The organism is Dyadobacter sp. CECT 9275 (genome assembly GCF_907164905.1).
Lineage (GTDB): Bacteria > Bacteroidota > Bacteroidia > Cytophagales > Spirosomataceae > Dyadobacter > Dyadobacter helix.
Window position 1 is genome coordinate 4,129,173 of record NZ_CAJRAF010000002.1, and the last position, 25,975, is coordinate 4,155,147.

Consider the following 25,975-nt stretch of genomic DNA (forward strand, 5'->3'; position numbering starts at 1 on the left):
TAACAAATATCGTTATATATTCCCTACACTTAGCAGATAAAAATTGAAATAATGGAAAATGCCACATTGAATGATGAATACGGCTATGTTAAAGACAGCAAAGTATTTTTAAAAGGGTATCTGGATTATCCGGACAGGCAAATTGGAGAAGTTAAGAGGACCGAACAGGAAGCCATTGATTACTTTAAAAACCGCTTCAACATTGTACTTAACAAGGTGGAGCAGCTTGAGAACGAAATCGATGAGGCGCTTAACAAAGGTTCTTACCTTACAAAGCTCATTCAGCTGCAGCGTAAGTTAAAAGGTTTCGACGCGCTGGGTGATTTTGTACCGCTGCTCAACAGGCTGGCAGAAAAAGAAGAGTATCTCAAAGGGCTGATCGAAGTAAATCAGCTAAAAAATCTTGAGATCAAAAGAGCGCTTATTGAGGACGTTAAAGTGGCGGCAGCTGTAGAGGACTATGCGGCGGCTACCGACCAGATCCAGGAAATTAAAGCCAAATGGATCAGGACGGGCCCGGTGGAAAAGGAATACCAGGAAGAGGTGGAATCAACGTTCCAGCAGATTCTGGATGATTTCTTTCAGCGGCGCAGAGACTTTTTTGATGAGCAGAACCGTGTGAACCAGCAAAGGATTGACGAATACGAACGTCTGATCAAGATCACCAAAACGCTGAGCTACTCGCGTGATCTGGACGATGCCTATGCCAAGGCACGTGATGTACGTAATGCGTGGAACAATGTGGGAGAGGTACCTCCGAAACGCTTTTTTAAAGTGAACAAAGCATACAGACACTTTTTAAAGTTGTTTTATGACAAGTACAACCTTGCCAAAGGCATTGAACCCAAAGTGCGTGTAGACCCGCGGGTTTTGGAACAGCAAAAACTGCTGCAGACCGCGGAACAACTCTTGCGATCGCCCGATATTATATCTGCTTCTAACGAAGCGAAGGTGTTGCTAAGCAAATGGAAGGAGATCAAAATTCCTTTTAAACTGGTAGATAAGGAAGTTGCGGACCGTTTCAGGATGGTTTGTGATAAAATATTTGAACTTAGTTACCTGGCACGGGTGATCAGCAGGAAATATCCCGCTTTTGAAATGAAGAGCCAGGAAGAGCAGCTGAGAACTAAGTACCGTGAGCTGGAATGGCTGGCGAAAAGGGAAAAAAGCGACCTTGAATTTGCTATCCTTGAATTTGACAGAACTGCTACCGGCGATCCAGAGCTCGATAAACAAGCCATGGGGCGTATCAATATTCAGAAACGTAAGGTAGCGATGAAAGAACGTATCCTTTCGGAATTTGAACGGAAGCTTAAGTCAATCTCCTGATGATGATGTAAAGTATGAGGAGTGAAAGTTAAAAGGGAAGAATAAAGAGTGAAGAGTATATGCTTTAGCTTTCAGTACTTTGATTTTAAAATCAGGTTAGTCTGTCCGTAACGACGATTTTTTAATAACAAGATTCGACTGAAGTACCCTGGTTTCGAAAGAAGCCGGGGTACTTTTGCTTTCAATCAGATCTAACAGAAGAGAGGTCGCGTGTTGGCCCATTTCAAAGGAAGGTTGCGTAACCGAGGTAACAGGCGGGTCCATCAGGGATGACATCGCCAGATCGCAAAAACCGACAACCGCGACGTCGTCGGGCATACGGTAACCCAGCTGGCGCAATGCCAGATGTATCCCCATGGTAAGCCTTTCGCTTGCGCCGAAAATGGCATCCGGCCGGTTTTTCAGTGCCATAAGCTGGTAAGTTCTATCGGTTCCTCCGGCCTGCGTGATTTCGGTATGCATCACCCATTCTTCCCTGAACTCAATCTGATGTTTGATCAGCGCGTCACGGTAGCCCTCCAGCCGGTTGGCTGTGATGGATACCTGCTGCGGACCAGCTATGTGTGCAATGGACCGGCAGCCCTGGTGGATAAGATGTTCGGTTGCATCGAAGGCTCCCTTGTAATCGTCTACTCTAACCTTGTGGCTGTTCATGGATTCACTCACCCTGTCAAAGTATACCACCGGTATTTCCTGTTCCTGTAATTCGGTGAAATGATCTGTGTTTTCCGACTGGCTGCAAATGGCCACAACCAGGCCGTCCACCCGGCGCATGGCAATATGGCGGGTCACAGCAAGTTCCCGTTCCAGCTGTTCGTGACTTTGGTATATCATCGTATGGTACCCCCGGCTGTATGCGATGTCTTCTACACCGCCAATTACCGACGAGTAAAACCGGTTGGCAATATCTGGTACAATTACTCCAATGGTTTGTGTCTTATTTTTAAGCAGACCCAGCGCAATAGGATTGGGGGAATATCGAAGCGCTTCGGCAAGGTCGATCACCTTTTTCTTTGTTTCCGTACTGATTTCCGAACTGTCGCGCAGAGCCCGGGATACGGTGGATTTTGAAATGTTCAGCTGCCGGGCAATTTCTTTAATAGTAACAGAAGGTTTTTTCATGAAAGTATTAGTAAAATAATCCAATTCTTATATTTTCTCTTAAAAATACAATAATCTAAACAAGTTGCAAAAAAAAGAAAAGTTGGCCTGTTTTCCGGGAAGTTCCGGAGTTTCGGGAACGGTTCCGGGAACGGTTGCGTAAACTTATTGATTTTTTACAAGAATATTTTTTGCATAAAAGCGATTTCTATTTTAACATAGGGAACTGATTGATGAAACCAGCAGGTGAGCCGATAAGGGCTATCCAGGAAATTTTCTATTCTTAACCTATATGAATCTTATGGAATCTAAGACATCTTCTCCTTCCTCGCTGGCAGGCAGCCCCCCGAAAAATGTTTTGGAAAGTTTGTTCGGCAAAGTGGTGACAAAAGGAGATTATTATGCTTTCCGTGAGCTTTTCACACACCACTACAGGTCTCTGTGTAACTATGCCATGCGGGTGGTGGTCACCAGAGAAATTGCAGAGGAAGTGGTTTCGGATGTATTCGTCAAACTCTGGAAAAATCGGGAACAGATTGAGGTCCATACCTCATTTCAGGCTTATATTTACCGGGCGGTCAGAAATCAGGCACTCGATTACCTCAAGCTGCGCGTGCATCGCCAGTATGAGCGCGAGTCTCTGGATGCTGTCCAATGGAACCTGACACACGCCGACCATTTCTCACCCGTGGAAGAAATGTCTTTCAACGAAATTTACGATCATATAGAAGGTTGTATCAAAGACCTGCCCAGGCAGTGCCAGCTGATTTTCAGGTTGAGTCGCGAGGAAGGCCTGCGGTATAGAGATATCGCCGAAAAACTTGATATATCGGTCAAAACGGTAGAAACTCAAATGAGCAGGGCCCTGAAAGTCCTTCGTGAAAGAGTACCTGAACACAGGCTGGTTGCCTGATTCCAGCAGTTTTTTGATAGACTGCCGGTTGAGAATTTTTCAAAAACGTATTTCCATTTACTAATAACCCAGGGTAATCGTAAACCAAGGTCGGGACCCGGCAGGGGAACGAATTACAAACTGTTAATACTTATGTCTTTAGAACAAACATGGCGCTGGTTCGGACCTAATGATCCGGTATCTCTCAGCGATATCCGCCAGGCAGGAGCAACCGGTATTGTTACTGCATTACATCATGTTCCCAACGGTCAGGTGTGGGAAACGGAAGAAATCCTTCAGCGCAAACAAATGATTGAAGAAGCAGGGCTTACCTGGTCGGTTGTGGAAAGTGTACCGGTACATGAATCGATAAAAACCCGCACAGGAAATTATCAGCAGTATATTGATAACTACAAGCAATCGCTGGTGAACCTTGGTAAATGCGGCATTGATACAGTTTGCTACAATTTCATGCCCATTCTGGACTGGACGCGGACAGACCTTGATGCTCCCATGAAAGACGGTTCAACGGGGTTAAGATTTGATGCAACACAATTTGCGGCATTTGACCTGCTGCTCCTGAAACGTCCCGAAGCCCAGGAACTGTATACGCCTGAGCAAAAGGAGAAGGCCGGTAAGTGGCTTCAGGCGGCGTCGGAAGACGAAGTCAGGCTCTTGGTCAGGAATATTATAGCAGGGCTGCCGGGCTCTGAAGAAAGTTTCACGATCGAAGAGTTCAGGAGCGTGCTGGAAACTTACAAACATGTGGGTGACTTTGAGTTAAGAACCCATTTGTATCAGTTCATTCGGGCAATTGGGCCGGTGGCTGAGGAGGCCGGGATACGCCTGGCGATCCATCCGGATGACCCTCCCTATCCTATTTTGGGACTACCCCGGGTTGTGAGCACCGAACTGGATGCCGCTGAACTTTTGCAGGCTTATGACAGCACGGCCAACGGGATTTGTTTCTGCACCGGCTCTTATGGCGTAAGGCCTGACAATGATCTTTCCGGTATGGTTTCACGCCTGGGGAACCGTATCCATTTCGTTCATTTACGCGCTACCAAGCGGGAAGCGGACGGTAGTTTCTATGAAGCCGACCACCTGGATGGAGATGTGGATATGTATGCGGTGATGAAAGCTTTGCTTACCGAACAAAAACGACGGGTTGAGGAAGGAAGGACTGACCTGAGAATGCCTTTCCGCCCTGACCACGGGCACAGGATGCTGGATGACCTGTCGGCTGTGAAACGAACCAATCCGGGATATACTGCCATCGGCAGGCTGCGCGGACTCGCCGAATTGCGCGGTTTGGAGTATGGAATAGAACGAAGCCTGTAAACCAAAATGCTATGATAACAGCACCCACATCCACTGCCAGAAAAACTTTCGTAGATGAAGATTTTCTCCTGAGATCGGAAACTGCGCGTATCCTGTACCATGATTATGCAAAGGAGATGCCGATCATTGATTATCACTGTCACCTGCCACCCGATCAGATCGCGGCGGATAAGCAGTTTGAGAACCTTACACAAATCTGGCTCTATGGCGATCATTATAAATGGCGGGCTATGCGTGCCAACGGTATCAACGAAAAATATTGTACCGGCGAAGCCAGTGACTGGGAGAAATTTGAACAATGGGCGGCAACCGTTCCGTACACCATGCGTAACCCGCTTTATCACTGGACGCACCTGGAACTCCTGAGATATTTTGATATAGATATCCTCCTGAATAAAGATTCTGCCCGTGAGATATACGATGAATGTTCGGCTAAGTTAAAAAGGCCTGATTTTAGCGTACGCAGCTTAATGAACCGGATGAAGGTTGAAGTGGTATGTACGACCGACGATCCGACCGATTCACTGCAGTATCATAGTGAAATTTCAGCCAGCGGTTTTGGGATCAAGGTACTTCCCACTTTCCGTCCGGACAAAGCGATGTTGCTGATCGATTCCCCTGCTGATTTTATTTTATACCTTGATAAGCTGGCGGTTTCGGCCGGAATGGGGAAAATCGACAGCTACGCTTCTCTGCTGGCCGCCATGCAGAACCGGCATGATTTTTTCAGTGCAATGGGCGGGAAACTTTCGGATCATGGACTTGAGCATATTTATGCCTCCTTTGATGAAGAAGCCGCCAAACGTGCTTTCGCAAAAACACTGGCCGGGGAAGCGGCCTCGGAGCAGGAAAGGACCGCTTTTAAATCCGTTCTGCTTTTTGATCTTGCCAAAATGGACCATGCCAAGGGCTGGACGCAGCAGTTCCACCTGGGTGCTCTCAGAAATAATAATGAGCGGATGCTGCGTGAGCTTGGCCCGGACACCGGCTGGGATTCTATCGGAGATTACAGCCAGGCAGAAACATTGTCGCGTTTTCTGAACAAGCTGGATTCAACCAATCAACTCGCCAAAACGATACTGTATAATTTAAATCCTGGCGACAATGAAGTACTGGCCACCATGACCGGAAACTATAACGATGGAACCGTTGCCGGAAAAATGCAGTTTGGCTCGGGCTGGTGGTTTCTGGACCAGAAGGATGGTATGGAAAGGCAGATCAATGCACTTTCCAATATGGGACTTTTGAGCCGGTTTGTAGGTATGCTCACTGATTCCCGTAGTTTTTTATCATATCCCCGGCATGAATATTTCCGCCGGATCCTTTGCAATCTCATCGGGCAGGATGTTGAAAACGGAGAATTGCCAAAAGATATCCCATGGCTTGGTAAGCTGGTTTCAGATATTTCTTACAACAATGCCAAAAATTATTTCGGCTTTTAAAGGGGAGATTTGATACGGACAAGCCTTGTTGCCAAATAAAATAGCCCGGAACATGATGTTTGGGGCTATTTTAATTTACAATCCTTTATTTTTGAACCAATATTTATTTTAATTAAAAATCCCCCGGTCAAGTTGTTCAACCAGATCAACAGGACCGGCATTTCCGAAACATGGCTCAGATTATCTCCTTCGGGGAAGTATTAATGCGACTTTCCACTCCCGGTTTTTCCCGTTTTGAACAGGCCCGCCAAATGGACGTCACCTATGCGGGTGGTGAGGCAAATGTATCCACAGCCTTGGCTTATTGGGGACATCATACCGCCCACGTTACGCGTTTCCCGGCTTCACCCATTGGAAGGGCGGCGGCGCAGTATCTTCATTTTCATGGTGTCGATATTTCGCATATCCTATACGGTGGACCGCGGATGGCCGTTTATTTCCTTGAAACCGGGGCAGCACTGAGAGGAAGCCAGATCGTGTACGACCGGGCCAATTCTTCACTGGCTGAAATAGATCCGAAAGAGATTGATTGGGATGTTATTCTGAAAGATGCAAAGTGGTTTCACTGGGCGGGAATAACACCGGCATTGTCGCAAGGTGCGGCTGACGCGCTGCTTGACGGTATCAAAACGGCCAGGAAATATGGTCTGACGGTTTCAGGGGATATCTTTTATCGTGCCAATTTGTGGAAGTACGGGAAGAAACCTTCGGATATATTACCCGAGCTCACAGCCGGAACCGATATTGTCATAGCCAACAAGGAGAATATTCTTGAAATATTCGGTATCGGTGGAGAAGACTTTCAGGCAGCATGTATCAATTTGCAAAAGGAATTTCCTCAGGTCAAAACAATTGTGGATACCAAACGAACCTCCATCAGCGCCTCACATAATCTGCTCAGGGCCTATTTGTGGAATGGGAAAGAGCTGCTGGAAACTGACGATATCGAGATCAACCCCATTGTAGACCGCGTAGGCGGAGGGGATGCCTTCATTGCCGGGCTGATCCACGGGCTCATTACCTTTGAAGATCAGCAGAAAGCGCTGGAATTCGGAGTGGCGGCGTCAGCACTTAAACATACGATTGAAGGAGATGCCTTGATATCCACCATTTCGGAAGTAGAAGCAATTCGTCAGGGAGAAACCAGCGGAAGGATTAAGCGGTAATCTTGAGAACCATTCACGCGCCAGTTAGCGTTCATATAGTCAGTAAGAATTCAGAAAAAAGTTAACCGCCGAAAGCCAAAAGCTAACGGCCATCCAAATATGGCGACAATAGATAAAGATACGACATTGATCCTGCTGAACGAGATCGGCATATTACCATTGTTCTACGATGCAGATTTTGAAATAGCGAAAAGGGTTGTTGAAGCAAGTTATAAGGGAGGAGCAAGAGTATTCGAATTTACCAATCGGGGAGAAAACGCATATCCGGTTTTTGTTAAACTGCTGGAATACATAGCGGAAAACCTACCAGGCATGGGGCTGGGAATTGGTACTATATATGATGCCGAGACGGCTCAGAAGTACATTGACGCCGGAACGGATTTTATTGTTACACCCTGTCTGAACCCGGAGGTAGGGAAAGCTTGCGTGAAGGCAGACATTCCCTGGATACCGGGTGTTTCCACCCTCACAGAGATATATAATGCCAGGCAGGCCGGTGCGCAGGTAGTAAAATTATTCCCCGGAGAAGTGGTGGGTTCAAAATTTGTGAAGGCGATCAAAGGACCGATGCCTGACGTTAAAATTATGGTAACCGGAGGAGTGCAGCCGACTGCTGAAAGTATTACTGAATGGTTTGGAGCCGGGGCCTATGCGGTAGGTCTGGGATCAAACCTTTTTCCAAAAGATATCATAGCGCAGGGTAATTATGAATGGATCGCGCAAAAGGTTTCGGAGAGCATTGCTTTGGTAAAACAATTCAGAGGAGAGGCCTGAAAAATTACGGCAAGATGTGAAGAAAAAAACGGCTTTTCGGGCAATCCCGGGAGCCGTTTTTTGTATCCATGCCGGCTCATTTTTTAGTAAAGCTGTATGAGAGTTCCTTGCCCTCCTACCAATTCTTGCTAACTTCGCTCCGAATCAGCTTGCGATCATACCAATGAGTCAGAATTTATCTTCAGGAAACATACATTTCATATCGATCGGTGGCAGTGTTATGCATAATCTAGCCATTGAATTACATTTAAAAGGATTTAACGTAACCGGCTCCGACGACGAGATTTATGAACCGTCTCTGAGCCGTCTGGCAGCGTATAACCTACTGCCGGGCAGTATGGGTTGGTATCCTGAAAAGATCACCACTTCGCTGGACGCGGTGATTCTGGGCATGCATGCCAGGGAGGACAACCCGGAGCTTGCCAAAGCCCGGGAATTGGGTATTAAGGTATACTCTTATCCGGAATACATTTTTGAACACAGCCAGAATAAGCAGCGGGTGGTCATTGCCGGGAGTCATGGAAAGACAACCATCACTTCCATGATCCTGCACGTCTTAAAATTCAATAACAGGCTGTTTGATTACCTTGTAGGTGCGCAGCTGGAAGGTTTTGACAACATGGTAAAGCTATCGAAAAACGCTCCGCTTATCGTGATTGAAGGAGATGAGTACTTTACTTCACCCCTGGATAAAACTCCGAAATTTATGCACTATCAGCCGCATATGGTGTTAATAAGCGGAATAGCCTGGGATCACTTTAATGTTTTCCCGACCTGGGAATCTTACGTGAAACAATTTGAGTTACTCGCGGATTCCATTCCGAAAGCAGGGGCGATCATCTTTGATGAAACAGATAATATGCTTGAGGTGATTGGCCGGAAAGGACGTGCAGATGTTGCCGCAATTCCCTATGCTGCGCATCCTTCTAAAATTTCCGAGGGGAAAACAGTCCTGCTGGCAGAAGGTGGCAAGGAGTTTCCGGTTCTGGTTTTTGGGGAGCATAATATGAAAAATGTGAGTGGAGCCAAGGCTGTTTGTGAACGGCTTGGGATAGCGGATGATGCTTTTTACAATGCGATCAGTACTTTTAAAGGAGCCTCCAAAAGGCTGGAACTGCTGGGGAGCAATGCAACTGTGAATATCTACCGGGATTTTGCCCACGCACCTTCGAAGGTAGAAGCTACTGCCAATGCTGTTCAGGAGCAGTTTCCCAACCGGGAGCTGATTGCCTGTGCCGAACTGCATACTTTCAGCAGCCTGAACAAAGCATTTCTGAAACAATACAGGAGAAAACTGGATGCAGCGGATATTGCGGTGGTGTATTACAATCCGGAGACGATCGAGCATAAAAGACTTGAACCGCTAAGCGAGGAAGATATAAGAACTGCTTTCAAGCGGGACGACTTGCACGTTTTTACAGATTCGGACAAGTTGGCTGCATTTTTGTTGTCTCATAATTGGGAAAATAGGAACCTCCTGTTAATGAGTTCAGGGACCTTCGGAGGGTTGAACCTCCAGACGCTGAAAGAAGATATTCTAAAATAGGATCATCCATACCATATGAAATCTGTTGTAGTATACTGTGGTTCTAATCCGGGAGCGAACCCGGTTTATCAGGAACAGGCATATCTGCTGGGAAGGGAGCTTGCCGGAAAGGGGATACATGTTATTTACGGCGGAGGCAAGGTTGGGTTAATGGGTCGCGTTGCCGACGGGGCTCTGGAGAACGGAGGTACTGTTACAGGCATTATCCCTAATTTTCTTGCGAAACTCGAGGTGGCGCATCAAACCCTCACGGAACTTCAGCTGGTGGATACCATGCATGAGAGAAAAGCACAAATGGTATCCATATCAGACGGTGTAATTGCGTTGCCCGGAGGATATGGTACTTTTGACGAGCTTTTTGAAATTCTGGCCTGGGTGCAGCTCCGAATTTATGACGGACCGGTTGGTTTGCTTAATATCAACGGGTTTTATGATTTGCTACTCCTTCAGCTCGATAAAATGGTGGAGGAAGGTTTTTTGAGGCCGGAAAACCGTCAATTGCTATTAGTTGATCAGGAAGTAAATTCTCTTCTGTTGAGAATGGAAGAATTCAGGGGAAAACATCAGGGAAATAAGCCGCTGGATCTTTCGTTATACGTTGAAAATAAAAAGGATTAAACAGTATTTTAGCTATTGTATAAGATAGGCCCGCTAAGCCTGCCTTCCTGACATTCATACATACACCCTTCGTTATTAAAAAAAATGCGGTTTTTACTATTCATTCCATCCTTTTTTCTGATCCACCAAATGGCTTGGGCACAGTTAGAAAATCTGGGAAAGACGGTCAATTCAGAGTATAACGAAATTGCCCCTATCATTTCTCCGGATGGTAAAACCATTTATTTCTCACGGATCAGTCATCCCCAGAATACCAAGGGTGCCAAAGGAAGCCAGGATATATGGTATTCCGAACTGCGAAACGATAAATGGGGGCTGGCAAGAAGATTACCCTCACCGCTGAATAAAGAGGATTACAATAGCCTGTACAGTATCACTCCTGACGGCAATACAATGCTGATAAAAGGAGCCTATAAAAACGGCGTGTATGAGACCCGGGGGTTTTCAATCAGTAAAAAAACAGCCCGGGGCTGGGGGCCTCCTAACAAAATAGACGTTCCGGGATACACCAAAATCAGCAAGGGACAGTTTGACTGCGGATACTTGTCCAATGACGGGAAAGTACTGGTGATGTCTTTTAGCGAAAAGAAGAATAGCAAGGTGGATGACCTCTACGTCAGTTTTAAACAGAAAGACGGAAGCTGGTCCAAGCCGTTAAACCTGGGTCCTGAAATCAATAGCGAGGAATTTACCGAAACAACACCTTTCCTTGCCTCTGACGGTGTAACCATTTATTTTTCCAGCGACAGGAAAGGGGGGCAGGGAAGTAACGATATTTATTACAGTAAACGTATTGATAAATCCTGGAAGCGATGGAGCCGCCCGGTAAACTTGGGGCCGGCAATCAATACCGACGGCTATGATGCCTATTACACCATTTCTGCCCTGGGAGATTATGCATACATGGTCTCGTTCAAGGATACCGAAGGAAAGGGGGATATTGTCAGGTATAACCTGCGTCCCAAACCCGTACCGGGTGATTCTTCCAAAACGCCTGTTGCATTGATTCCCGCCCCGGATCCGGTAGTTATGATCAGCGGTAAAGTGATTGATTCCAAAACCGGCAGGCCGATTGAAGCAACGATCATTTATGAAAATCTGGCGGATGGCGAGGAAGTGGGTACGGCAACTACCAATCCTACCACAGGGGAATATAAGATCGTACTGCCTTACGGACTGAAGTTAAGTATGCGTGCGGTAGCCCCTAATTTCATTGCGGAGGGCGAAAATGTAGATCTGACGGATACAACCGGTCAGGGAGAGAAAGGTTTTAAGGAAATTGCGAACAAGTCCTTAAAACTGATACCCATTGAAGAAGGACAGGTGGTGCGGCTTAATAATATTTTCTTTGCGACCGGGAAATCCACCCTGAGCAATGAATCTTTTCCTGAACTGAACCGTATTGCCATCACAATGACCGAAAATAAAACGCTTGAAATAGAACTCGGCGGGCATACAGACAATGTTGGCGGCAATGATTTTAACCTTAAACTTTCTCAGGATCGCGCGGATGCTGTCAGGGAGTATCTCATCGGAAAAGGCATAGAACCGGATCGGGTAGCGAGCAGAGGATATGGTGAAACGGTTCCTGTTGCAAAAAATGATACCCCGGAGGGCCAGCGGCTCAACCGCCGTGTGGAGTTTCGGATCCTGAAGAAATAAGGATATCTCCGCTCATTTTGTTTTCCGTCTCTTATGACATTAGGCGAAACCTACCTTTTGAAATCTGTCCTTTACCAATATGGCTCAGAAAAAATCTCCTGCTCTTGGTTTTATTTTCGTAACACTGCTTATTGATATCATTGGTCTGGGTATCATTATTCCGGTAATGCCCAAACTGATCGCTGAGCTCACGGGTGACAGTATCAGCGAGGCCTCTCGGGACGGAGGCTGGTTACTGTTTGCCTATTCCTTCACCCAGTTCATCTGTGCGCCAATTATTGGTGGCCTGAGCGACCGATTTGGCCGTCGGCCCGTTTTGCTGGCATCCCTGTTCGGCTTTGGTATTGATTATATATTTCTGGCTTTTGCCCCTACACTGGCCTGGCTTTACGTAGGCAGGGTAATCGCCGGACTCATGGGAGCAAGTTTTACAACAGGAGCCGCCTACATAGCAGATATCAGCACTCCTGAAAAAAGGGCGGCTAATTTTGGATTACTTGGAGCGGCATTCGGGCTGGGGTTCATCATCGGACCTGTGATGGGGGGACTGTTGGGACAGTACGGGTCCCGTGTGCCGTTTATGGCTGCTGCCGGGCTTTCACTGCTCAACTTTTTGTATGGTTATTTCATTTTACCAGAATCTTTGCTGCCCGAAAACCGGAGGAAATTTGAATGGGGCAGAGCCAATCCGATAGGATCGCTGCAGCGGCTGAAAAATTATCCGGTTATTTACGGGTTAATCGCCTCTCTCACCCTGCTGTACATCGCACTTCACGCAGTCCAGAGTAACTGGTCCTTTTATGTGATCGAAAAATTTGGCTGGAACGAAGCACAGATTGGGTATTCTCTGGGAGCCGTCGGGTTGTTAAGTGCATTTATTCAGGGATATCTGATCAGGCTTATTTTGCCGAAGCTTGGACAAAAACGCGGTGTTTATCTGGGACTGCTCTTATACGCTGTGGGCTTTGGCCTTTATGCGTTTGCCTCGGAAGGCTGGACTATGTACGTTTTCATGATACCTTATATCCTTGGCAGTATTGCCGGGCCCTCATTACAAGGAATTATTTCAACCCAGGTAGCACGAAATGAGCAGGGTGAATTACAGGGAGCCCTGACAAGCCTTCAAAGCCTCACTTCCATTATTGGGCCTCCGTTAATGACCAACCTTTTTGCGGTATTCACAAAGGCTGGGACACAACTCTATTTTCCGGGAGCGCCAATGCTCGTGGCTGCATTCCTTACGTTGATCAGCACTTTTTTGGCAAGAAGAAGTTTGAAGAAAAACTTTGAGCACTAGTGATAAAGGACCACCAGAAATAAAAATACAACCAGCCAAAGAGCATCCACAAAATGCCAGTAACGGGTAATGAGTTTGATCCGGAGCCTGTTGGGGGGATTCACACTGTAGACAAAAGAATCTACGTAGGTTCTGTTTTTGACGGCTTTTCTGAAAAGCATGGCCAGGTAAACAACACCAACAAGAATATGAAGTAAATGCAGGCTGGTCAGAAGATACACGAAACCGATGGAAGTATTGTGCTTTACAAAAACCCAGCTGTCGGCCATCTCAATCCAACCGTTGCTTTGCAGTAAAATAAAGATGATCCCCAAGATAAGGGTGGAACCAAGAAAAACACGGTAATGCAAAAACCTTTCCTGAACAAAAGCCAGGTTGGCTTCGTGCAGCGTTATACTGCTGAACAGGATTACAAGCGTGCTGAGCCAGAAAAGATCAGGAAGTGATACGTAATTTCCGCTAGAAGTATCAGCTTTCAAAAGATAGGTAATAAAAATAGCAGCGAATAAAATTGAACTGCCTGCCACACCTAGCCAAAGCATGAAACCAAACGGCTCTCGGCGTTTGGTGAAAAGATTTTCCTGCGATTTGGTTGAGTGCTTGGGACTCATTTTTTCTATGGCTATCTTTTTAATCCGGAACAAGTCCAAAGTTCAGGTGAATATAACGCTTAGTTTTAAGGTTATGACATACCTTTAAGTAAAAATTATACTAAATAACCCTGCCAGGTCAGATATTGAGCATACATGGGTGCTAAATTTATTTCTTTTTCAAAAATTCCATATACGGTGGACCCTGATCCCGTCATGGACGCATAAACGGCACCCTGGGTATACAGGCTATTTTTTATTTCAGAAAGTACCTGATATTTAGAAAAAAGACTATCCTCAAAATCATTCTTTACTGCATCCTTCCAGCTGTGCAATGGCTGTTTGAGTAGTTCCCTTAAATCCTTTTCAGGCTTTTGGGGAACAATACCTGCATAGGCATCTGCGGTTGAAATGTGCAGGCCAGGGTTGATGAGGGTAATCCATTTGCCGGTCAAATTCAATGTAATCGGTTCAAAATGATCTCCTTTTGAAAAACAGTAGGCGGGCTCGTTTACAAGAAAAAAAGCGCAGTCACTCCCCAGTCTGCGGGCATAGGCGAGTTGTTTTTCCAGGGAAATTCCGAGAGAAAACAAATCGTTGAGGGCTTTGATGGTGAATGCAGCATCAGCGGACCCTCCTCCAAGCCCCGCCCCTATGGGGACTGTTTTAAGCAAATGTATGTCCACATGGGGTAAATGATAGTCAGCCGCAAGCAACTGGTAGGTTTTTAAGCACAAATTATGCTGAGGCGCGCCGGGGATATCAATTCCTGAGGATTTAAATGACAATTCATCAGCAGGCAGAATCTCCAGAGCGTCTGTCCAGCCCACGGGATAAAAGCATGATTCAATATTATGAAAACCGTCGTTGCGTTTTTCAATAATATTTAATCCAATATTGATCTTTGCATTTGGAAATACAACCATAACCGTTACTTATTGACATTGCAAATATCAGTACTAATTTCTGAACCACTTTCCTGAACCATCCTGATTTTACTTAATGAGAAGACATAAAATAACAACGGTACGTTGCATGACAGTATTAACAGATGAAAAACACGATTGAAAAGATAAACAGTTTCGGGCTCGACGAATCCCTTGTTCCGCTGCTGTCGTCTCTGCTGATCAAAGCGGAGTATCCGAAGGGCCACGTGCTGATTCGTGAAGGCCGTAACGAAAGGTCCTTGTATTTCCTTGAAACAGGTATTGCCCGAGCTTTTTCTAACAAGGAAGAAAAGGAAGTGACTTTCTGGTTTGGAAAGGAGGGAGACGTACTGCTTTCCTTAAAAAGCTATTTTGCCAATGAACCGGGTTATGAAAGTATTGAATTGCTTGAAAAGGCTGTGGTTTATCAGCTCAGTCATCAGTTGCTGGCCCGTCTTTACGATACCAATGTTCAGCTTGCCAACTGGGGACGGAAGTTTGCAGAATATGAGTTGATATTGGCCGAGGAGCGCCATATTTCCAGGCATTTTAAAACGGCTTCTGAGCGTTATGATGATTTTATGATCCGTTTCCCCGGCTTGATCAACCGTGTTAAGCTCAGTCATGTGGCGTCCTATCTGGGCATCAGCCAGGTATCTTTAAGTCGTATCAGGGGAGAAAGAAGATGATGTTTTTTTACAATTGTTAAATTTTCTGCACTACCGTCTTCCGACCTTTGCAAGAGGATCTTCCAGCTGCACCTTGTAAACCAGTGGCTGCGAAGGTTTGGATTTAACAACAGGATGATGGCTTGGTTATATCTTTTGGCGGCAGGTTTGTTTGAAGTGGGATTTACTGCGTCCTTGAAACTATCCGGGAATTTTTCAAACATTCGCTGGAGTATTGTTTTCCTGGTTTGCGTTTCGATGAGCTTTTTATTGCTCAACAAAGCGGCACAAACCATACCACTGGGTACTGCTTATGCCGTCTGGACGGGTATAGGGGCAGTAGGAACTGTGGTGACCGGCATCGTTCTGTTTAGGGAGCCGTCAGACTTTTGGCGCCTTTTCTTTGTATTTCTCCTGATAGGTGCGCTGATCGGTTTAAAAATAGTTTCGAAATAACTCTGCGTGCTTTCTGCAAGTGGAGTTCATTCTCCCCAGCGCCATTCCTGGCCAATCACCAGTTCCTGTTTCAGCCCCTGCGAGATGAGGAAATCTCTTGTTTTGGTATCCGACAGTTTTTTGACAGCCAGTGTTTCGGCATTGGCAAGTGCATAAAGGTACATGGAAGCAACACGTACGGTATTTTCAAGCTGTGGTTTATTTACAAGAGAAAAATCGTCACAATCAGCATGATAACATTGCAAGACATTGGGATCCAGGTGGCCCGACAGGCCTGCAATGGGGATTCCTTCCAGCATAAATGGCTGGTGGTCGCTGTGCAACCCGGCGCGATTGCTGAGTTCATTTTTGTAGGAGGGGTGCACGTTTTGGACAGACTGGCTCACGCCTCTGAAAAAGGGCTCCATATCGTCACGCCCGAATATATTGACACCTCTTGGATCGTTGGTCATGTCGAGGTTCATCATGTAACCAACTTTATTGATATCTCCCGTTCTTTTTAATTCACTTACAAAATGCTTCGAGCCTAAAAGTCCCTGTTCTTCTCCCATGAACAGTACAAACTGAATCGTACGCTCCGGCTTGATCTTTAATTTACGGAACGTGCGGGCAATATCCATCACCGCGAATGAGCCGATTCCGTTGTCGATCGCGCCAGTAGCCAGATCCCACGAATCAAGGTGGCCGCCAATAATTACTTTTTCATCTGATTTTCCTTTTAAAGTAGCAACGACATTCCGGGCCTTGATGGCCCTGGAAATATTGTGCATGCTGATTTGCGCCTCCAGAGGGCCTTCTTCCGCTATCCATTTTCTGAGTTCAGTTCCGCTGTCATTTGAAATGCTGACTGCCGGAATGGAAATAATGGCGCCTGTTACCGAAGCTGTCCCTGTCAGCAGGATTTTTCCCGGTGCTCCGTTTACCATAATAATGCCGTTGGCACCGTATTTAATGGCAAGTGCCGTTTTTTCAGACCTGTGCAGGTTTTTTTTGCCTGTAACCCCCGAAAGCCCTATGTTGGCAAGCACAATTTTACCTTTGACTTTGTTTTTTGCGCTCTCAAAGTCTTCTTCCAGGCCGTTGCCCACGTCCACAATTTCGCCCTGGAGGTTGGCGTCAACAGGGGAGTGCGCAAGAGAAACCACGGGAATATCCCTGAAATTATCGCTGCTTCCTGGTGCTACACTCAGCGTAACCGTATCACGCATCCAGGCTTCCACTTCAAAGGGCTGGTAAACAACGTCCGTAAAGCCGTATTGTCTTAAAAGCGTGTAAGCGTATTCCTCCGCTTTTTCCCCGTTGGCACTTCCTGTAAGGCGGTGCCCGATGGTGCTGGTTGCTATCTCCAGTGTTTCATACACCTTGCTATGTTTTCTGATCTCGTTATCGAGGCGTGAAAAGGGTTTGTCCCAATTCTTTTCACTGAACCTAAATCCGGTAAAGCATAACAAAATGCTGCCAGCCACAACCACCAGTACATTTCTTTTCATAATTCCTTTATATGGCAATTTGTTGTCAAAAGTCTAAATTTTATGGGAAAGTCCAGTAATTTTTAGCTTTATTAAAGTTAACACAATTTAGGCTGCAAATTGATTCCCCTGACAGCGAGAACTTTTCAAAACAGTCATCATTTTTTATATATGAAAATTAACAGGGCAGCACAAATTCTGATATTGGTTATAAAGTGTAGAATTAACACTTTATAATGTGAGTGATTTTGGGATAAATTCATCAAATTTGTGTGATTTAGTATTAATCTTTCTGTAAAATAGCATTTAAAGTTCCTGTATGTATTTCTTAGGATTTGATTTAGGCAGTTCTTCTGTAAAGGCATGTTTACTGAATGCCGAAACTGGTCAGGCAGTTGCCTCGGCATTTTTTCCTGAAAAAGAAATGGCCATCGCCTCTCCCAAGTCCGGTTATGCTGAGCAGCAACCTGACCTCTGGTGGGAAAATGCCTGCCTGGCTGCCAAGGCCGTCATGCAAAAATCGGGTGTTTCGCCGGATGCGGTAGGTGCAATAGGTATCTCGTATCAGATGCATGGGCTGGTTGTGGTCGACAAGGACCTGAATGTGCTGCGGCCGTCGATCATCTGGTGTGACAGCCGGGCAGTTGAAGTGGGTAACAAGGCCATGGAAGCTTTGGGTGAAGCGTATGTTCTGCCGCACCTGCTCAATTCTCCAGGAAATTTTACTGCTTCCAAGCTGGCCTGGGTAAAACAAAACGAGCCTGATGTTTTTGCCAAAGTTTATAAATTCATGTTGCCGGGAGATTACCTGGCGGCGCGGATGACCGGGGATATCGTAACAACACCATCCGGGTTGTCCGAAGGGATTTTCTGGGATTTTGTTGGTGAAAAACCCGCTGCTTTTCTTTTTGATTATTTTGGCTTTTCACCCGATCTGCTTCCGGAGGTATTGCCGTCGTTTTCGGAGCAGGGAAGACTTACCGCCGAGGCTGCGTCCGTACTGGGGCTCAAGGCAAGGATACCCATTACATACCGTGCAGGTGATCAGCCCAATAATGCTTTTTCGCTTAATGTACTGGAGCCGGGCGAGGTGGCGGCAACTGCTGGTACTTCAGGTGTGGTGTACGGGGTAAGCGAACAAATCAAATTTGACCCACAGTCCCGCGTGAATACTTTTCTCCACGTAAACCCGATCGCCGACGCAGCCCGTTATGGGGTATTACTTTGTGTTAACGGTACGGGAAGTCTCAACGGCTGGCTAAGGAATATTCTTTTACAGGGAAGCCTGTCTTACCCTGATATGAACCAGATAGGCTCACAAGCCCCGGTTGGTTCCGACGGGCTGTTATGTTATCCTTTCGGAAACGGAGCGGAACGGATGCTGGAAAACCGTGATCCAGGGGCTACTTTCCAGGGGTTACAGTTCAGCAGGCACGGATTGAGCCATTGGACGCGTGCAGCTCAGGAGGGGATTGTTTTCGCCCTTTATTATGGAATGGAAATTATGGAGACGGTCGGGGTATCTCTCAAAAATATCCGTGCCGGGGAAGCCAATATGTTTTTAAGCCCGGTTTTCAGGGAAACATTTGCCAATGTTTCGGGGGCCAGTGTAGAGTTATACAATACCGATGGCGCGCAGGGTGCGGCCAGGGCGGCCGGTTTTGGACTCGGCTATTATAAAACCAGGGAAGAGGCGTTTGTAGGCCTGTCCGCCGTTAAAACCATTGAGCCGGACACACAGCTGATTGACGCTACCCGTAATGCTTATGCCGACTGGAAAGCTGCAATGCCCGAATAGCAAGATATGAAGCCGTTAAGTTTTGAAAACAACACTTAACGGCTTCTCTGGTATACAAGATCAGCACTCATGCTTTTGAATCCTGCGTTTTTTTTGCTTCCTCCACTTTGAAGGCTACGATTTCGACCATACGCACCGTCTGATTCTCTTTGTTCTGATACTGCCTGTAGCTGAGCCTCCCTTCAACAGATACCATTTTCCCTCTCTCAAGAAACTTTTCGCAGCGTTCGGCCAGCTGGCCCCAGGCTACGATATTGTGCCAGGCTGTGTTTTTTACCTCTTCTTTGTTTTTGTTTAAATAGGTTTCATTGGTGGCCAGAGAAAAGGTTGCCACTTTACCGGTACCGAAATCTTTCACATTAATTTCGCGTCCCACGTTTCCGATTAATTTAACTGCGTTCATGTCCGTTTTTGTTTATAGGTGAATGTTGATAAGTCCGATGCAAACCGGCCTGACAAAGGTGAAAGGTTTGATTTGCATTCCTCGGTTAATAATCATTTACAGTCACCTATAAGCATTTGTAAGCGTTTACAAATGGTAAATGGAAGGGCTATCAACCAAGGAGGGAATTGATTATATTGCATGGATTTACACTTCCGAAACTAAAAATGAAACACTTATGAAGAATTGTCTGGAATGCGATAAGCCGCTGATGGGGCGGGTCGACAAGAAATTCTGTTCTGACATGTGCCGGAACAGCTATAACAACCGGCTCAATTCCGATTCACATAATCTTATCAGGAATATCAATAACCAGCTCCGCAGAAATCGCAGAATTCTGGAAGAGTTATGCCCGGAGGAAAAGGCCCGTACCAGCAAGAGTTTTTTGATCACCAAAGGATTTGACTTTAACCTCCTCACCAGCGTGCGTCCCACGCAGAAGGGAAGTATTTATCATTTTGTTTACGACTACGGCTATCTCGAACTTGAAAACGACTTTTACCTGATCGTAAAAGATAACAGGCTGGAAAAACAGCTGTCCGGCTCCAAGGATTACGGCAAGGCTGATAGCTAATTGCCACAGGTAAAACAGATCAGTACATTGCCGTTTTTAAAATAAAAGTATTTTTGCATTTCAATACAAACAACCACGTGATGAAAAGAGTTAGTCTGAGCGATTCCGGTCCCAAAGTTTCGGAAGCAATATATGGTTTCTGGAGATGGACGGACGAAGGATCGGAAACCACCGCCAAAATTGAAAAAACGGTTAATCTGTGTCTGGAACTGGGTATTAATACTTTTGACCACGCAGATGTTTACGGAAATTTTGCAGTGGAAGAGCATTTCGGTAAGCTCATTCAACGTAAATCGTTCAATCGGCAGGATCTTGTATTGTTCAGTAAATGCGGGATAAGGAAATCGGAAAACGGGCATTTTAATTATTTTGACACTTCCAGGGACCACATTGTTAACAGCATTGACGGTTCGTTGAAGAGGCTGAAAACCGATTATCTGGATATTTTTCTGTTACAACAAAGTGATTTCCTGGCCGATCCCGAGGAAACCGCCGGTGCACTGGCGGAAATCGTGAAGTCGGGCAAGGCACGGCATATCGGGGTCACCAATTTTTCGGTTTTTCAGCACCAGTTACTGGCGTCCTACCTGAGGTTGCCGATCGTGACCAACCATATCGAACTGAATCTGATGAATACGTCAGCTATCGAAGACGGCCGGATCGACTTCATCAAGCAGAGCTATAGCAAACCACTGGCCTGGGCACCACTTGCAGGAGGGAAAATCCTGAATGGGACAGACGAAAAAATTGTGCTGCTGAGGGCCAAACTTGAAAGCATCGGTAAGAAATATAATGCTAACATTGAGCAAATGGCGGTTGCCTGGCTTATGAAACTAGGGACATTACCCATCATTGGTTCCATGGCGGAAAGCCGGATCCGCAATGCAGCGAGCGCATCAGACATTAAACTGGAACGTCAGGACTGGTATGAGATCTACCAGTTTGCCGTGAGATAACCGTTGTCAGGATTTATTCTTTCAGCTGCTTTGCATCCAGTTTCCGGATAATCTGTTTTTTGTCAAACAGTAGTCTCCAGAGCGCGAAGCCGGTTTTTTGAGATACCGCGCAGGCCTTGCAAATGACATTGTCTCCTGGTACGGGAGTGTTGTATACCAGCAGCGAATCGTTAAGCTGCTGGATATTATCTTTACTTGTCGGGTTGTTTTTGGCGCTGTAAAGGTATGCCTGCAAGAGCTCCTTTTCTTTGGGGAATAGTATTTTACTGGCAGTATCTGCCTCGGTGAGCAGGTGTATCGCCACGCCGTATTCTTTTCGCAGAGCGGCCAGCACGGGGATTGTTTCCGGGTTTTTGCAAACTTCACCTGCTTTGTCCGGAAAGGCCGTAATTTCCTTCTCAAGCGCTTTTTGGGCGATCTGGGATATTTTTTTACCCCATTCATCCACCGTGTAGATCAGCTGGGTATTGGTTACACGTTTGATCTGGCTTGCCTTTATTTCCTTTGAAAGCTCTTTGGTATTGTCGAGCCGTTTGGAATTACAGCTTAAAAAGACAGTAGAAAAAGTCAGTAGGAGGATAAGGTTTTTCATAACAAGATCGGTACAGCATTGGAAATGGATATGCAAAGCAACAAACGGAAATTGATTAATCAATTTTTTTCGGGCTTAAACATTGGCGGAAATGTCAGCAGGAAGCCCAAAGTGGAACAATCGTGCGCATTGACATAGCAACCGAATATTCCGTATCTTTGTGCCCCGAACAAGTTGGGTAATAGATACCAGTGCATCATGAAAGATAAGTTAGAAGCCATAAAAGAGCGGTTTGAAGAAGTTTCCCAGCAGATTATACAGCCAGAAATTGTTTCTGACTCCAGTAGATATTCCAAGATCAGCAAGGAGTACAAGGAGCTAGGCCGTATTGTGGAGCAGTATGAGAAATTACAGAAGTTACAGAAAGATATAGCAGGCACCAAGGAGCTCATTGCTACTGAAAAGGATGAGGAACTGCGTGAAATGGCAAAAGAAGAGCTGGATGATCTTAACCCGAAACTGGAAGAACTGGAACAGACGATCAAAGAACTGCTGATCCCCAAAGATCCTAATGATAGCCGGAATATAATCCTGGAGGTAAGAGGAGGAACTGGTGGCGATGAAGCCGCTATTTTTGCCGGTGACCTTTTCAGGATGTACCAGCGTTTTTTTGAAAAAATGGGCTGGCGGTCGTCTATCATGGATTTTACGGAAGGTACCAACGGCGGGTATAAGGAAATTATCTGTAAAGTGGAGGGAGAGGACGTATATGGTAAGATGAAATTTGAATCAGGCGTACACCGCGTTCAGCGTGTTCCGCAGACCGAATCTCAGGGGCGTATACATACCTCGGCCGCGTCGGTGGCGGTGTTGCCTGAAGCGGAAGAGGTGGATGTGCAGATCAACATGAATGATGTAAGGGTTGATACCTTCCAGTCGTCAGGTGCTGGCGGACAGTCTGTTAACACCACATACTCCGCCGTGAGGCTCACCCACATTCCTTCCGGGCTTGTTGTGAGCTGCCAGGATGAGCGGTCGCAGCTGAAAAACAAAGACCGGGCTTTGAGTGTGTTGCGGTCACGCCTTTATGAAATTGAACTGAAGAAACACAACGATGCCATCAGCTCGCAGCGTAAATCTATGGTAGGAAGCGGTGACCGTTCGGACAAGATCAGGACCTACAACTACCCTCAGAGCCGCATCACGGATCATCGTATTGGTTACACCGTTTACAATCTTCCTGCGGTGATGGAAGGAGACATCGGAGATTTTATAGAGCAACTGCGTATCGCCGAAAACGCGGAGCGTATGCAGGAGGGAGAGACTGTGTAAGTTTCAAAAATATTTATAAGACAAATCAAGTCTTGGCTAATTCATATTAGGCGTGGCGAAAGTCACGCTTTTTTATGATATACCGGGAGGTTTAATCCTTTTTAAATTCTCAATATCTTCCAAATCCTTTGGTCTACCAAGCGCCAGCTTGTGTTTGATCAGGTCGTTGTAGCCTATCACCGAAATTTCAACCCCGTTTCTGGTAAATACTTCCCTTCTCATGTAGGCCTCGATGAATTTTGCCGGAGTGTTTAGTTTTGGCAGAAGGTCGAACGTACAGTCCTGCAGATCATACTGGAAGAATTCGGGCTTTGGGGGATTTTCGGCCTTATGCTTTTTTACGTCAATTTGAAGATCTTCTAAGGCATCAAGCAAATGGAAGTAGTTATCGTAAGATGGGCTGTATCAGATATCTATATCGGGCTTATCTACATATTCGCCATTTCTTCCTATCGTTTGCCTGAAATACCCGTGATAACCCACAGCTAGTCCGCCGACTATCGGACATCGTGTTTTTTTAATGCGGTAGCGATATTAACCAGGGTCTCATAGATATTCATGCTGAGACACTACCTTAACGAATGGCTTTTGTTTGTAGCAAGGGATTTTCCTTTTACATCGTCACCCCTAAGAAAATAGACAAGGCCCTCGAATTTTTCCTGAAGATCCCTTAATACGTCAGCGCTAACCGTATTGGTTTTTGCGTTGGCTTTCAGCTGTTCGAGGCTTTCGTATTTGGTTAGCTTACTCATGAGAAATTACCTTTTTTCTATCAGAACAGAGAAAGTACAAATGTAGTGCAAAAAGTCAATGAGAAATTAAATGATGCCCTGGAAATAGTCTGGATATAGCCGAAAAATAAACTTGGAGTGTCCAGTTGTATGCACATGAGGGATTTTTATTTCAATAAAAAAATGACCTGATAAGAGTTTACTGGGCGCTATTTAGGCACTGTAATATAATGCCAGCGAAAAATACATTTATTTCATTAAAGCCATTGTTGACGTTTAAAGGGGTTTTTACAAAACCACCAAAAATTAAAAGACCGCCTCTCTCTTTTCCATACAGCTATCTCACAGCAAAAAGAGTTGGGTAAATTTTCGTTTTATAATCTTCGAAAGCTTCTTTTTTATGATAATTTTCTCCGAAGAAAGTAATCACTTCATGAAATTCTCTTGCCTTCATATAACCGGGTAAGGGCTGGATCATCTGAAATTGATCGTCCAGGAAAACTGTGGTAGGGTAGCTGGGCTGATTGTTCGTCAGAGACAAAGCAAGCTGGTGAACCCTGTTTTCGGGAAGGTATTCAAATTTTAGGTTCCCCAGAATGACGGGCTTGGTTTGCTCCGCATTGAACTTGACGGCGTAAAATTTTTCGTTTATATATTGGGCCACTTTCGGATTTTTAAAAGTTTCGCGGTCCATTACCTTGCACCAGCCACACCAGTCGGTATATACATCAATCAAAATTTTGCGCGGTTCCAGCTGCATTTTTGCATAAGCCTGCTCTATTGTCAGCCATTGGATAGCTGCATTTTTCGGAACATCTGCATCAGACCGGAAGCCTGTTAATGCCAGCATACAGGAAGCAAAAAGAAATGCCGGGAAAATTAGTTTCTTCATACCGAAATGAATTTCTTTCTGAACAAGTTTATATGGCGTATTAGTTTCGGAATCAATAACGGCATACCTTATCAATTTTAATACAGAAAAATGACAGCGAACCAGGTATCCGGAATTAAAGCGTAGGTTCTGCTTTTTCAGTTTTATTTTTAGCCGCGGATATCAGTATTCCGCCGACAATGATCAGCACCATACCGGTGAGCATGGACAGGGAGGGAATGGCTTCGCCCATTATAAATCCGAGGATTGAAGAAAAAAGGATGTTGGAATATCCCACAGCGGCTACTCTGCCCGCCTTGTCATACGTGAAAGACTGAGTAAGCATTCTTTGGCCGATCAGCGCGGCTAAACCCAGGGCCAGAAAACCAGCCCATTGGGACGTCTCAACCGGCCAGCGAAAAGTGCCCAACAGGAAATTAAGAGCGGGTATTGGAAAATAGGTACCTGCAACCATCGATAGTATGGGCATCAATATCCCGCTCAGCATGAATGACAGGATGATGGCGCGGGTATCGTAAACCTGGCCAAGCTGACGAATGGAAAGATAGGAAACGGCTGTGAGTAAGGCATTGCCCAGTCCGAGGGCATTGTCTTTAAGAGAAACCGAAAGGTCGGGCCGGAAAACAAAAAGAATTCCTACAAAACCAATAAAAATAGCGCTCCATTCCTTGGGTGTTAGTTTTTCTCCTATTAACAGCCATGAAAACAATGCAAGGAAAATAGGATAGGTATACTGGTAGGTAGAAGCTCTGCCCAGCCCTAATACCTGGATCGCATAAAAGAGCATGTATAACGATAATGTACCCACAATTCCCCTGAATACCAGCAATCCCAATTTTCCGCCACCTTTTTGTTCAAACGGACGTTTCCTGATACTTGCATATACGAACACCACACCGACTATATTTCTGAAAAAAACAAGCTGAACAGTATGGAAATCTTTTCCGAGCCATTTGGAAAGAGCTGAGGTAAGCGAGAAGAAAAAAGCGGCGCCAAGCATCAGAAATATTCCTTTTTGCGAGGCAGGTATTGCGAAACGATTTGTTACTGTGGAAATCAAAGCAAGGATTTTTATACAAAGATATTATTTTAAAATGATGCAGTTTTGCAAATGCCATGCAGAAACGATTCCAAATTAATTACCTTTGTGCCGTTTTGGTGCCTGAGGCTGTGATGTACAGTCCAATGGCTTAATAGGGAATCCCGTAGATCCGGGAGCTGTCCCCGCAACTGTAAGTCTTAAAAGGTTGATTTTAAACTTCAGGCCACTGTCCGGCATGGATGGGAAGGCGCAAAATCAATACGACGAGCCAGGAGACCTGCCAATCATTTTGTTGCACTGCTTTCGGTGGAAAGGCATTGATTAACAGTTGTGTTATGGTTCAGTCGGTGTTTTATTGCGGGTTTGGTCGGGTTCGGCGTACTTTTCTTTGTACGTTGG

General features: G+C 45.6%; 26 protein-coding genes and 1 riboswitch. Of the genes, 16 read left to right on the top strand and 10 right to left on the bottom strand.

Annotation, left to right across the window (positions count from 1 at the left end; genetic code table 11):
- The first annotated feature begins 51 nt into the window (after positions 1-51).
- Entirely contained in the window at positions 52-1,329 is a 1,278-nt protein-coding gene (locus KOE27_RS25015) for a DUF349 domain-containing protein (RefSeq protein ID WP_215241425.1), read from the top strand.
- Positions 1,330-1,425: 96 nt separating this feature from the next.
- Here the strand turns inward: KOE27_RS25015 and KOE27_RS25020 are convergent, their stop codons facing one another.
- Positions 1,426-2,451, bottom strand: coding sequence for a LacI family DNA-binding transcriptional regulator (locus KOE27_RS25020; RefSeq protein WP_215241426.1), 1,026 nt, complete (start codon positions 2,449-2,451; stop codon positions 1,426-1,428).
- A gap of 280 nt (positions 2,452-2,731) precedes the next feature.
- On the opposite strand from KOE27_RS25020, the gene KOE27_RS25025 reads away from it, so the two are divergent.
- From KOE27_RS25025 to KOE27_RS25065, 9 genes are all read left to right on the top strand, one after another.
- The gene (locus KOE27_RS25025) at positions 2,732-3,343 is read left to right on the top strand and encodes an RNA polymerase sigma-70 factor (protein WP_215241427.1); all 612 of its coding nucleotides are present in this window, start codon (positions 2,732-2,734) and stop codon (positions 3,341-3,343) included.
- Between the two features lie 132 nt (positions 3,344-3,475).
- On the top strand, positions 3,476-4,663 hold the full coding sequence (gene uxuA, locus KOE27_RS25030; RefSeq protein ID WP_215241428.1) for a mannonate dehydratase: 1,188 nt from the start codon (positions 3,476-3,478) through the stop codon (positions 4,661-4,663).
- Between the two features lie 11 nt (positions 4,664-4,674).
- The gene (gene uxaC / locus KOE27_RS25035; protein ID WP_215241429.1) at positions 4,675-6,105 is read left to right on the top strand and encodes a glucuronate isomerase; all 1,431 of its coding nucleotides are present in this window, start codon (positions 4,675-4,677) and stop codon (positions 6,103-6,105) included.
- Positions 6,106-6,275: 170 nt separating this feature from the next.
- Positions 6,276-7,271, top strand: a complete 996-nt coding sequence (locus KOE27_RS25040; RefSeq protein WP_215241430.1) for a sugar kinase — start codon at positions 6,276-6,278, stop codon at positions 7,269-7,271.
- Between the two features lie 99 nt (positions 7,272-7,370).
- Positions 7,371-8,045 carry a bifunctional 4-hydroxy-2-oxoglutarate aldolase/2-dehydro-3-deoxy-phosphogluconate aldolase gene (locus KOE27_RS25045; protein WP_310590074.1) on the top strand — a complete coding sequence of 225 codons (675 nt, stop codon included), beginning with the start codon at positions 7,371-7,373 and terminating at the stop codon, positions 8,043-8,045.
- Between the two features lie 163 nt (positions 8,046-8,208).
- Positions 8,209-9,591, top strand: a complete 1,383-nt coding sequence (locus KOE27_RS25050; RefSeq protein WP_215241431.1) for a UDP-N-acetylmuramate--L-alanine ligase — start codon at positions 8,209-8,211, stop codon at positions 9,589-9,591.
- A 15-nt stretch (positions 9,592-9,606) separates the two neighbouring features.
- On the top strand, positions 9,607-10,209 hold the full coding sequence (locus KOE27_RS25055; protein ID WP_215241432.1) for an LOG family protein: 603 nt from the start codon (positions 9,607-9,609) through the stop codon (positions 10,207-10,209).
- A gap of 84 nt (positions 10,210-10,293) precedes the next feature.
- The gene (locus KOE27_RS25060; protein WP_215241433.1) at positions 10,294-11,871 is read left to right on the top strand and encodes an OmpA family protein; all 1,578 of its coding nucleotides are present in this window, start codon (positions 10,294-10,296) and stop codon (positions 11,869-11,871) included.
- Positions 11,872-11,950: 79 nt separating this feature from the next.
- Positions 11,951-13,168: a TCR/Tet family MFS transporter gene (locus KOE27_RS25065; RefSeq protein ID WP_215241434.1), complete on the top strand. Its 1,218-nt coding sequence runs from the start codon at positions 11,951-11,953 to the stop codon at positions 13,166-13,168.
- Here KOE27_RS25065 and KOE27_RS25070 read toward each other — a convergent pair.
- Together KOE27_RS25070 and ispE are read right to left on the bottom strand one after the other, a co-directional pair.
- Complete coding sequence (locus tag KOE27_RS25070) at positions 13,165-13,779, bottom strand: cytochrome c oxidase subunit 3 (RefSeq protein WP_215241435.1); 615 nt, start codon at positions 13,777-13,779, stop codon at positions 13,165-13,167. The two genes, KOE27_RS25065 and KOE27_RS25070, sit on opposite strands and share 4 nt — an antisense overlap.
- Before the next feature lie 95 nt (positions 13,780-13,874).
- Positions 13,875-14,684 carry a 4-(cytidine 5'-diphospho)-2-C-methyl-D-erythritol kinase gene (ispE, locus tag KOE27_RS25075; protein WP_215241436.1) on the bottom strand — a complete coding sequence of 270 codons (810 nt, stop codon included), beginning with the start codon at positions 14,682-14,684 and terminating at the stop codon, positions 13,875-13,877.
- 125 nt (positions 14,685-14,809) lie between these two features.
- Here ispE and KOE27_RS25080 point away from each other — a divergent pair, with 125 nt between their 5' ends.
- Together KOE27_RS25080 and KOE27_RS25085 are read left to right on the top strand one after the other, a co-directional pair.
- Positions 14,810-15,373: a Crp/Fnr family transcriptional regulator gene (locus KOE27_RS25080; RefSeq protein WP_215241437.1), complete on the top strand. Its 564-nt coding sequence runs from the start codon at positions 14,810-14,812 to the stop codon at positions 15,371-15,373.
- Positions 15,374-15,490: 117 nt separating this feature from the next.
- Entirely contained in the window at positions 15,491-15,808 is a 318-nt protein-coding gene (locus KOE27_RS25085; protein WP_215241759.1) for a DMT family transporter, read from the top strand.
- A 26-nt stretch (positions 15,809-15,834) separates the two neighbouring features.
- Here KOE27_RS25085 and KOE27_RS25090 read toward each other — a convergent pair whose 3' ends face one another.
- Positions 15,835-17,298: a M28 family peptidase gene (locus tag KOE27_RS25090; protein WP_215241438.1), complete on the bottom strand. Its 1,464-nt coding sequence runs from the start codon at positions 17,296-17,298 to the stop codon at positions 15,835-15,837.
- Positions 17,299-17,596: 298 nt separating this feature from the next.
- Between KOE27_RS25090 and KOE27_RS25095 the strand changes: the two genes are divergently transcribed.
- The gene (locus tag KOE27_RS25095; RefSeq protein ID WP_215241439.1) at positions 17,597-19,075 is read left to right on the top strand and encodes a xylulokinase; all 1,479 of its coding nucleotides are present in this window, start codon (positions 17,597-17,599) and stop codon (positions 19,073-19,075) included.
- 67 nt (positions 19,076-19,142) lie between these two features.
- On the opposite strand, the gene KOE27_RS25100 is transcribed toward KOE27_RS25095, so the two are convergent.
- Positions 19,143-19,478 (bottom strand): single-stranded DNA-binding protein, encoded by a 336-nt coding sequence (locus KOE27_RS25100; RefSeq protein ID WP_215241440.1) that lies wholly within the window; start codon positions 19,476-19,478, stop codon positions 19,143-19,145.
- Between the two features lie 139 nt (positions 19,479-19,617).
- Here KOE27_RS25100 and KOE27_RS25105 point away from each other — a divergent pair, with 139 nt between their 5' ends.
- Together KOE27_RS25105 and KOE27_RS25110 are read left to right on the top strand one after the other, a co-directional pair.
- The gene (locus KOE27_RS25105) at positions 19,618-20,091 is read left to right on the top strand and encodes a hypothetical protein (RefSeq protein ID WP_229252947.1); all 474 of its coding nucleotides are present in this window, start codon (positions 19,618-19,620) and stop codon (positions 20,089-20,091) included.
- A gap of 80 nt (positions 20,092-20,171) precedes the next feature.
- Positions 20,172-21,047, top strand: coding sequence for an aldo/keto reductase (locus KOE27_RS25110; protein ID WP_215241441.1), 876 nt, complete (start codon positions 20,172-20,174; stop codon positions 21,045-21,047).
- 13 nt (positions 21,048-21,060) lie between these two features.
- Here KOE27_RS25110 and KOE27_RS25115 read toward each other — a convergent pair whose 3' ends face one another.
- Positions 21,061-21,639: a hypothetical protein gene (locus KOE27_RS25115; RefSeq protein ID WP_215241442.1), complete on the bottom strand. Its 579-nt coding sequence runs from the start codon at positions 21,637-21,639 to the stop codon at positions 21,061-21,063.
- 198 nt (positions 21,640-21,837) lie between these two features.
- Here KOE27_RS25115 and prfA point away from each other — a divergent pair, with 198 nt between their 5' ends.
- The gene (gene prfA, locus KOE27_RS25120; RefSeq protein ID WP_215241443.1) at positions 21,838-22,911 is read left to right on the top strand and encodes a peptide chain release factor 1; all 1,074 of its coding nucleotides are present in this window, start codon (positions 21,838-21,840) and stop codon (positions 22,909-22,911) included.
- A gap of 72 nt (positions 22,912-22,983) precedes the next feature.
- Here the strand turns inward: prfA and KOE27_RS25125 are convergent, their stop codons facing one another.
- The 4 genes from KOE27_RS25125 to KOE27_RS25140 form a co-directional block, all read right to left on the bottom strand.
- A complete protein-coding gene (locus tag KOE27_RS25125; protein WP_215241444.1) occupies positions 22,984-23,286 on the bottom strand; it encodes a hypothetical protein in 303 nt (100 codons plus the stop codon).
- 194 nt (positions 23,287-23,480) lie between these two features.
- On the bottom strand, positions 23,481-23,663 hold the full coding sequence (locus KOE27_RS25130) for a hypothetical protein (RefSeq protein ID WP_215241445.1): 183 nt from the start codon (positions 23,661-23,663) through the stop codon (positions 23,481-23,483).
- A gap of 316 nt (positions 23,664-23,979) precedes the next feature.
- Positions 23,980-24,534, bottom strand: coding sequence for a thioredoxin family protein (locus KOE27_RS25135; protein ID WP_215241446.1), 555 nt, complete (start codon positions 24,532-24,534; stop codon positions 23,980-23,982).
- Between the two features lie 115 nt (positions 24,535-24,649).
- Positions 24,650-25,594 (bottom strand): DMT family transporter, encoded by a 945-nt coding sequence (locus KOE27_RS25140; RefSeq protein ID WP_229252948.1) that lies wholly within the window; start codon positions 25,592-25,594, stop codon positions 24,650-24,652.
- 79 nt (positions 25,595-25,673) lie between these two features.
- A riboswitch (cobalamin riboswitch) is annotated at positions 25,674-25,875 on the top strand.
- The last annotated feature ends 100 nt before the right edge of the window (positions 25,876-25,975 follow it).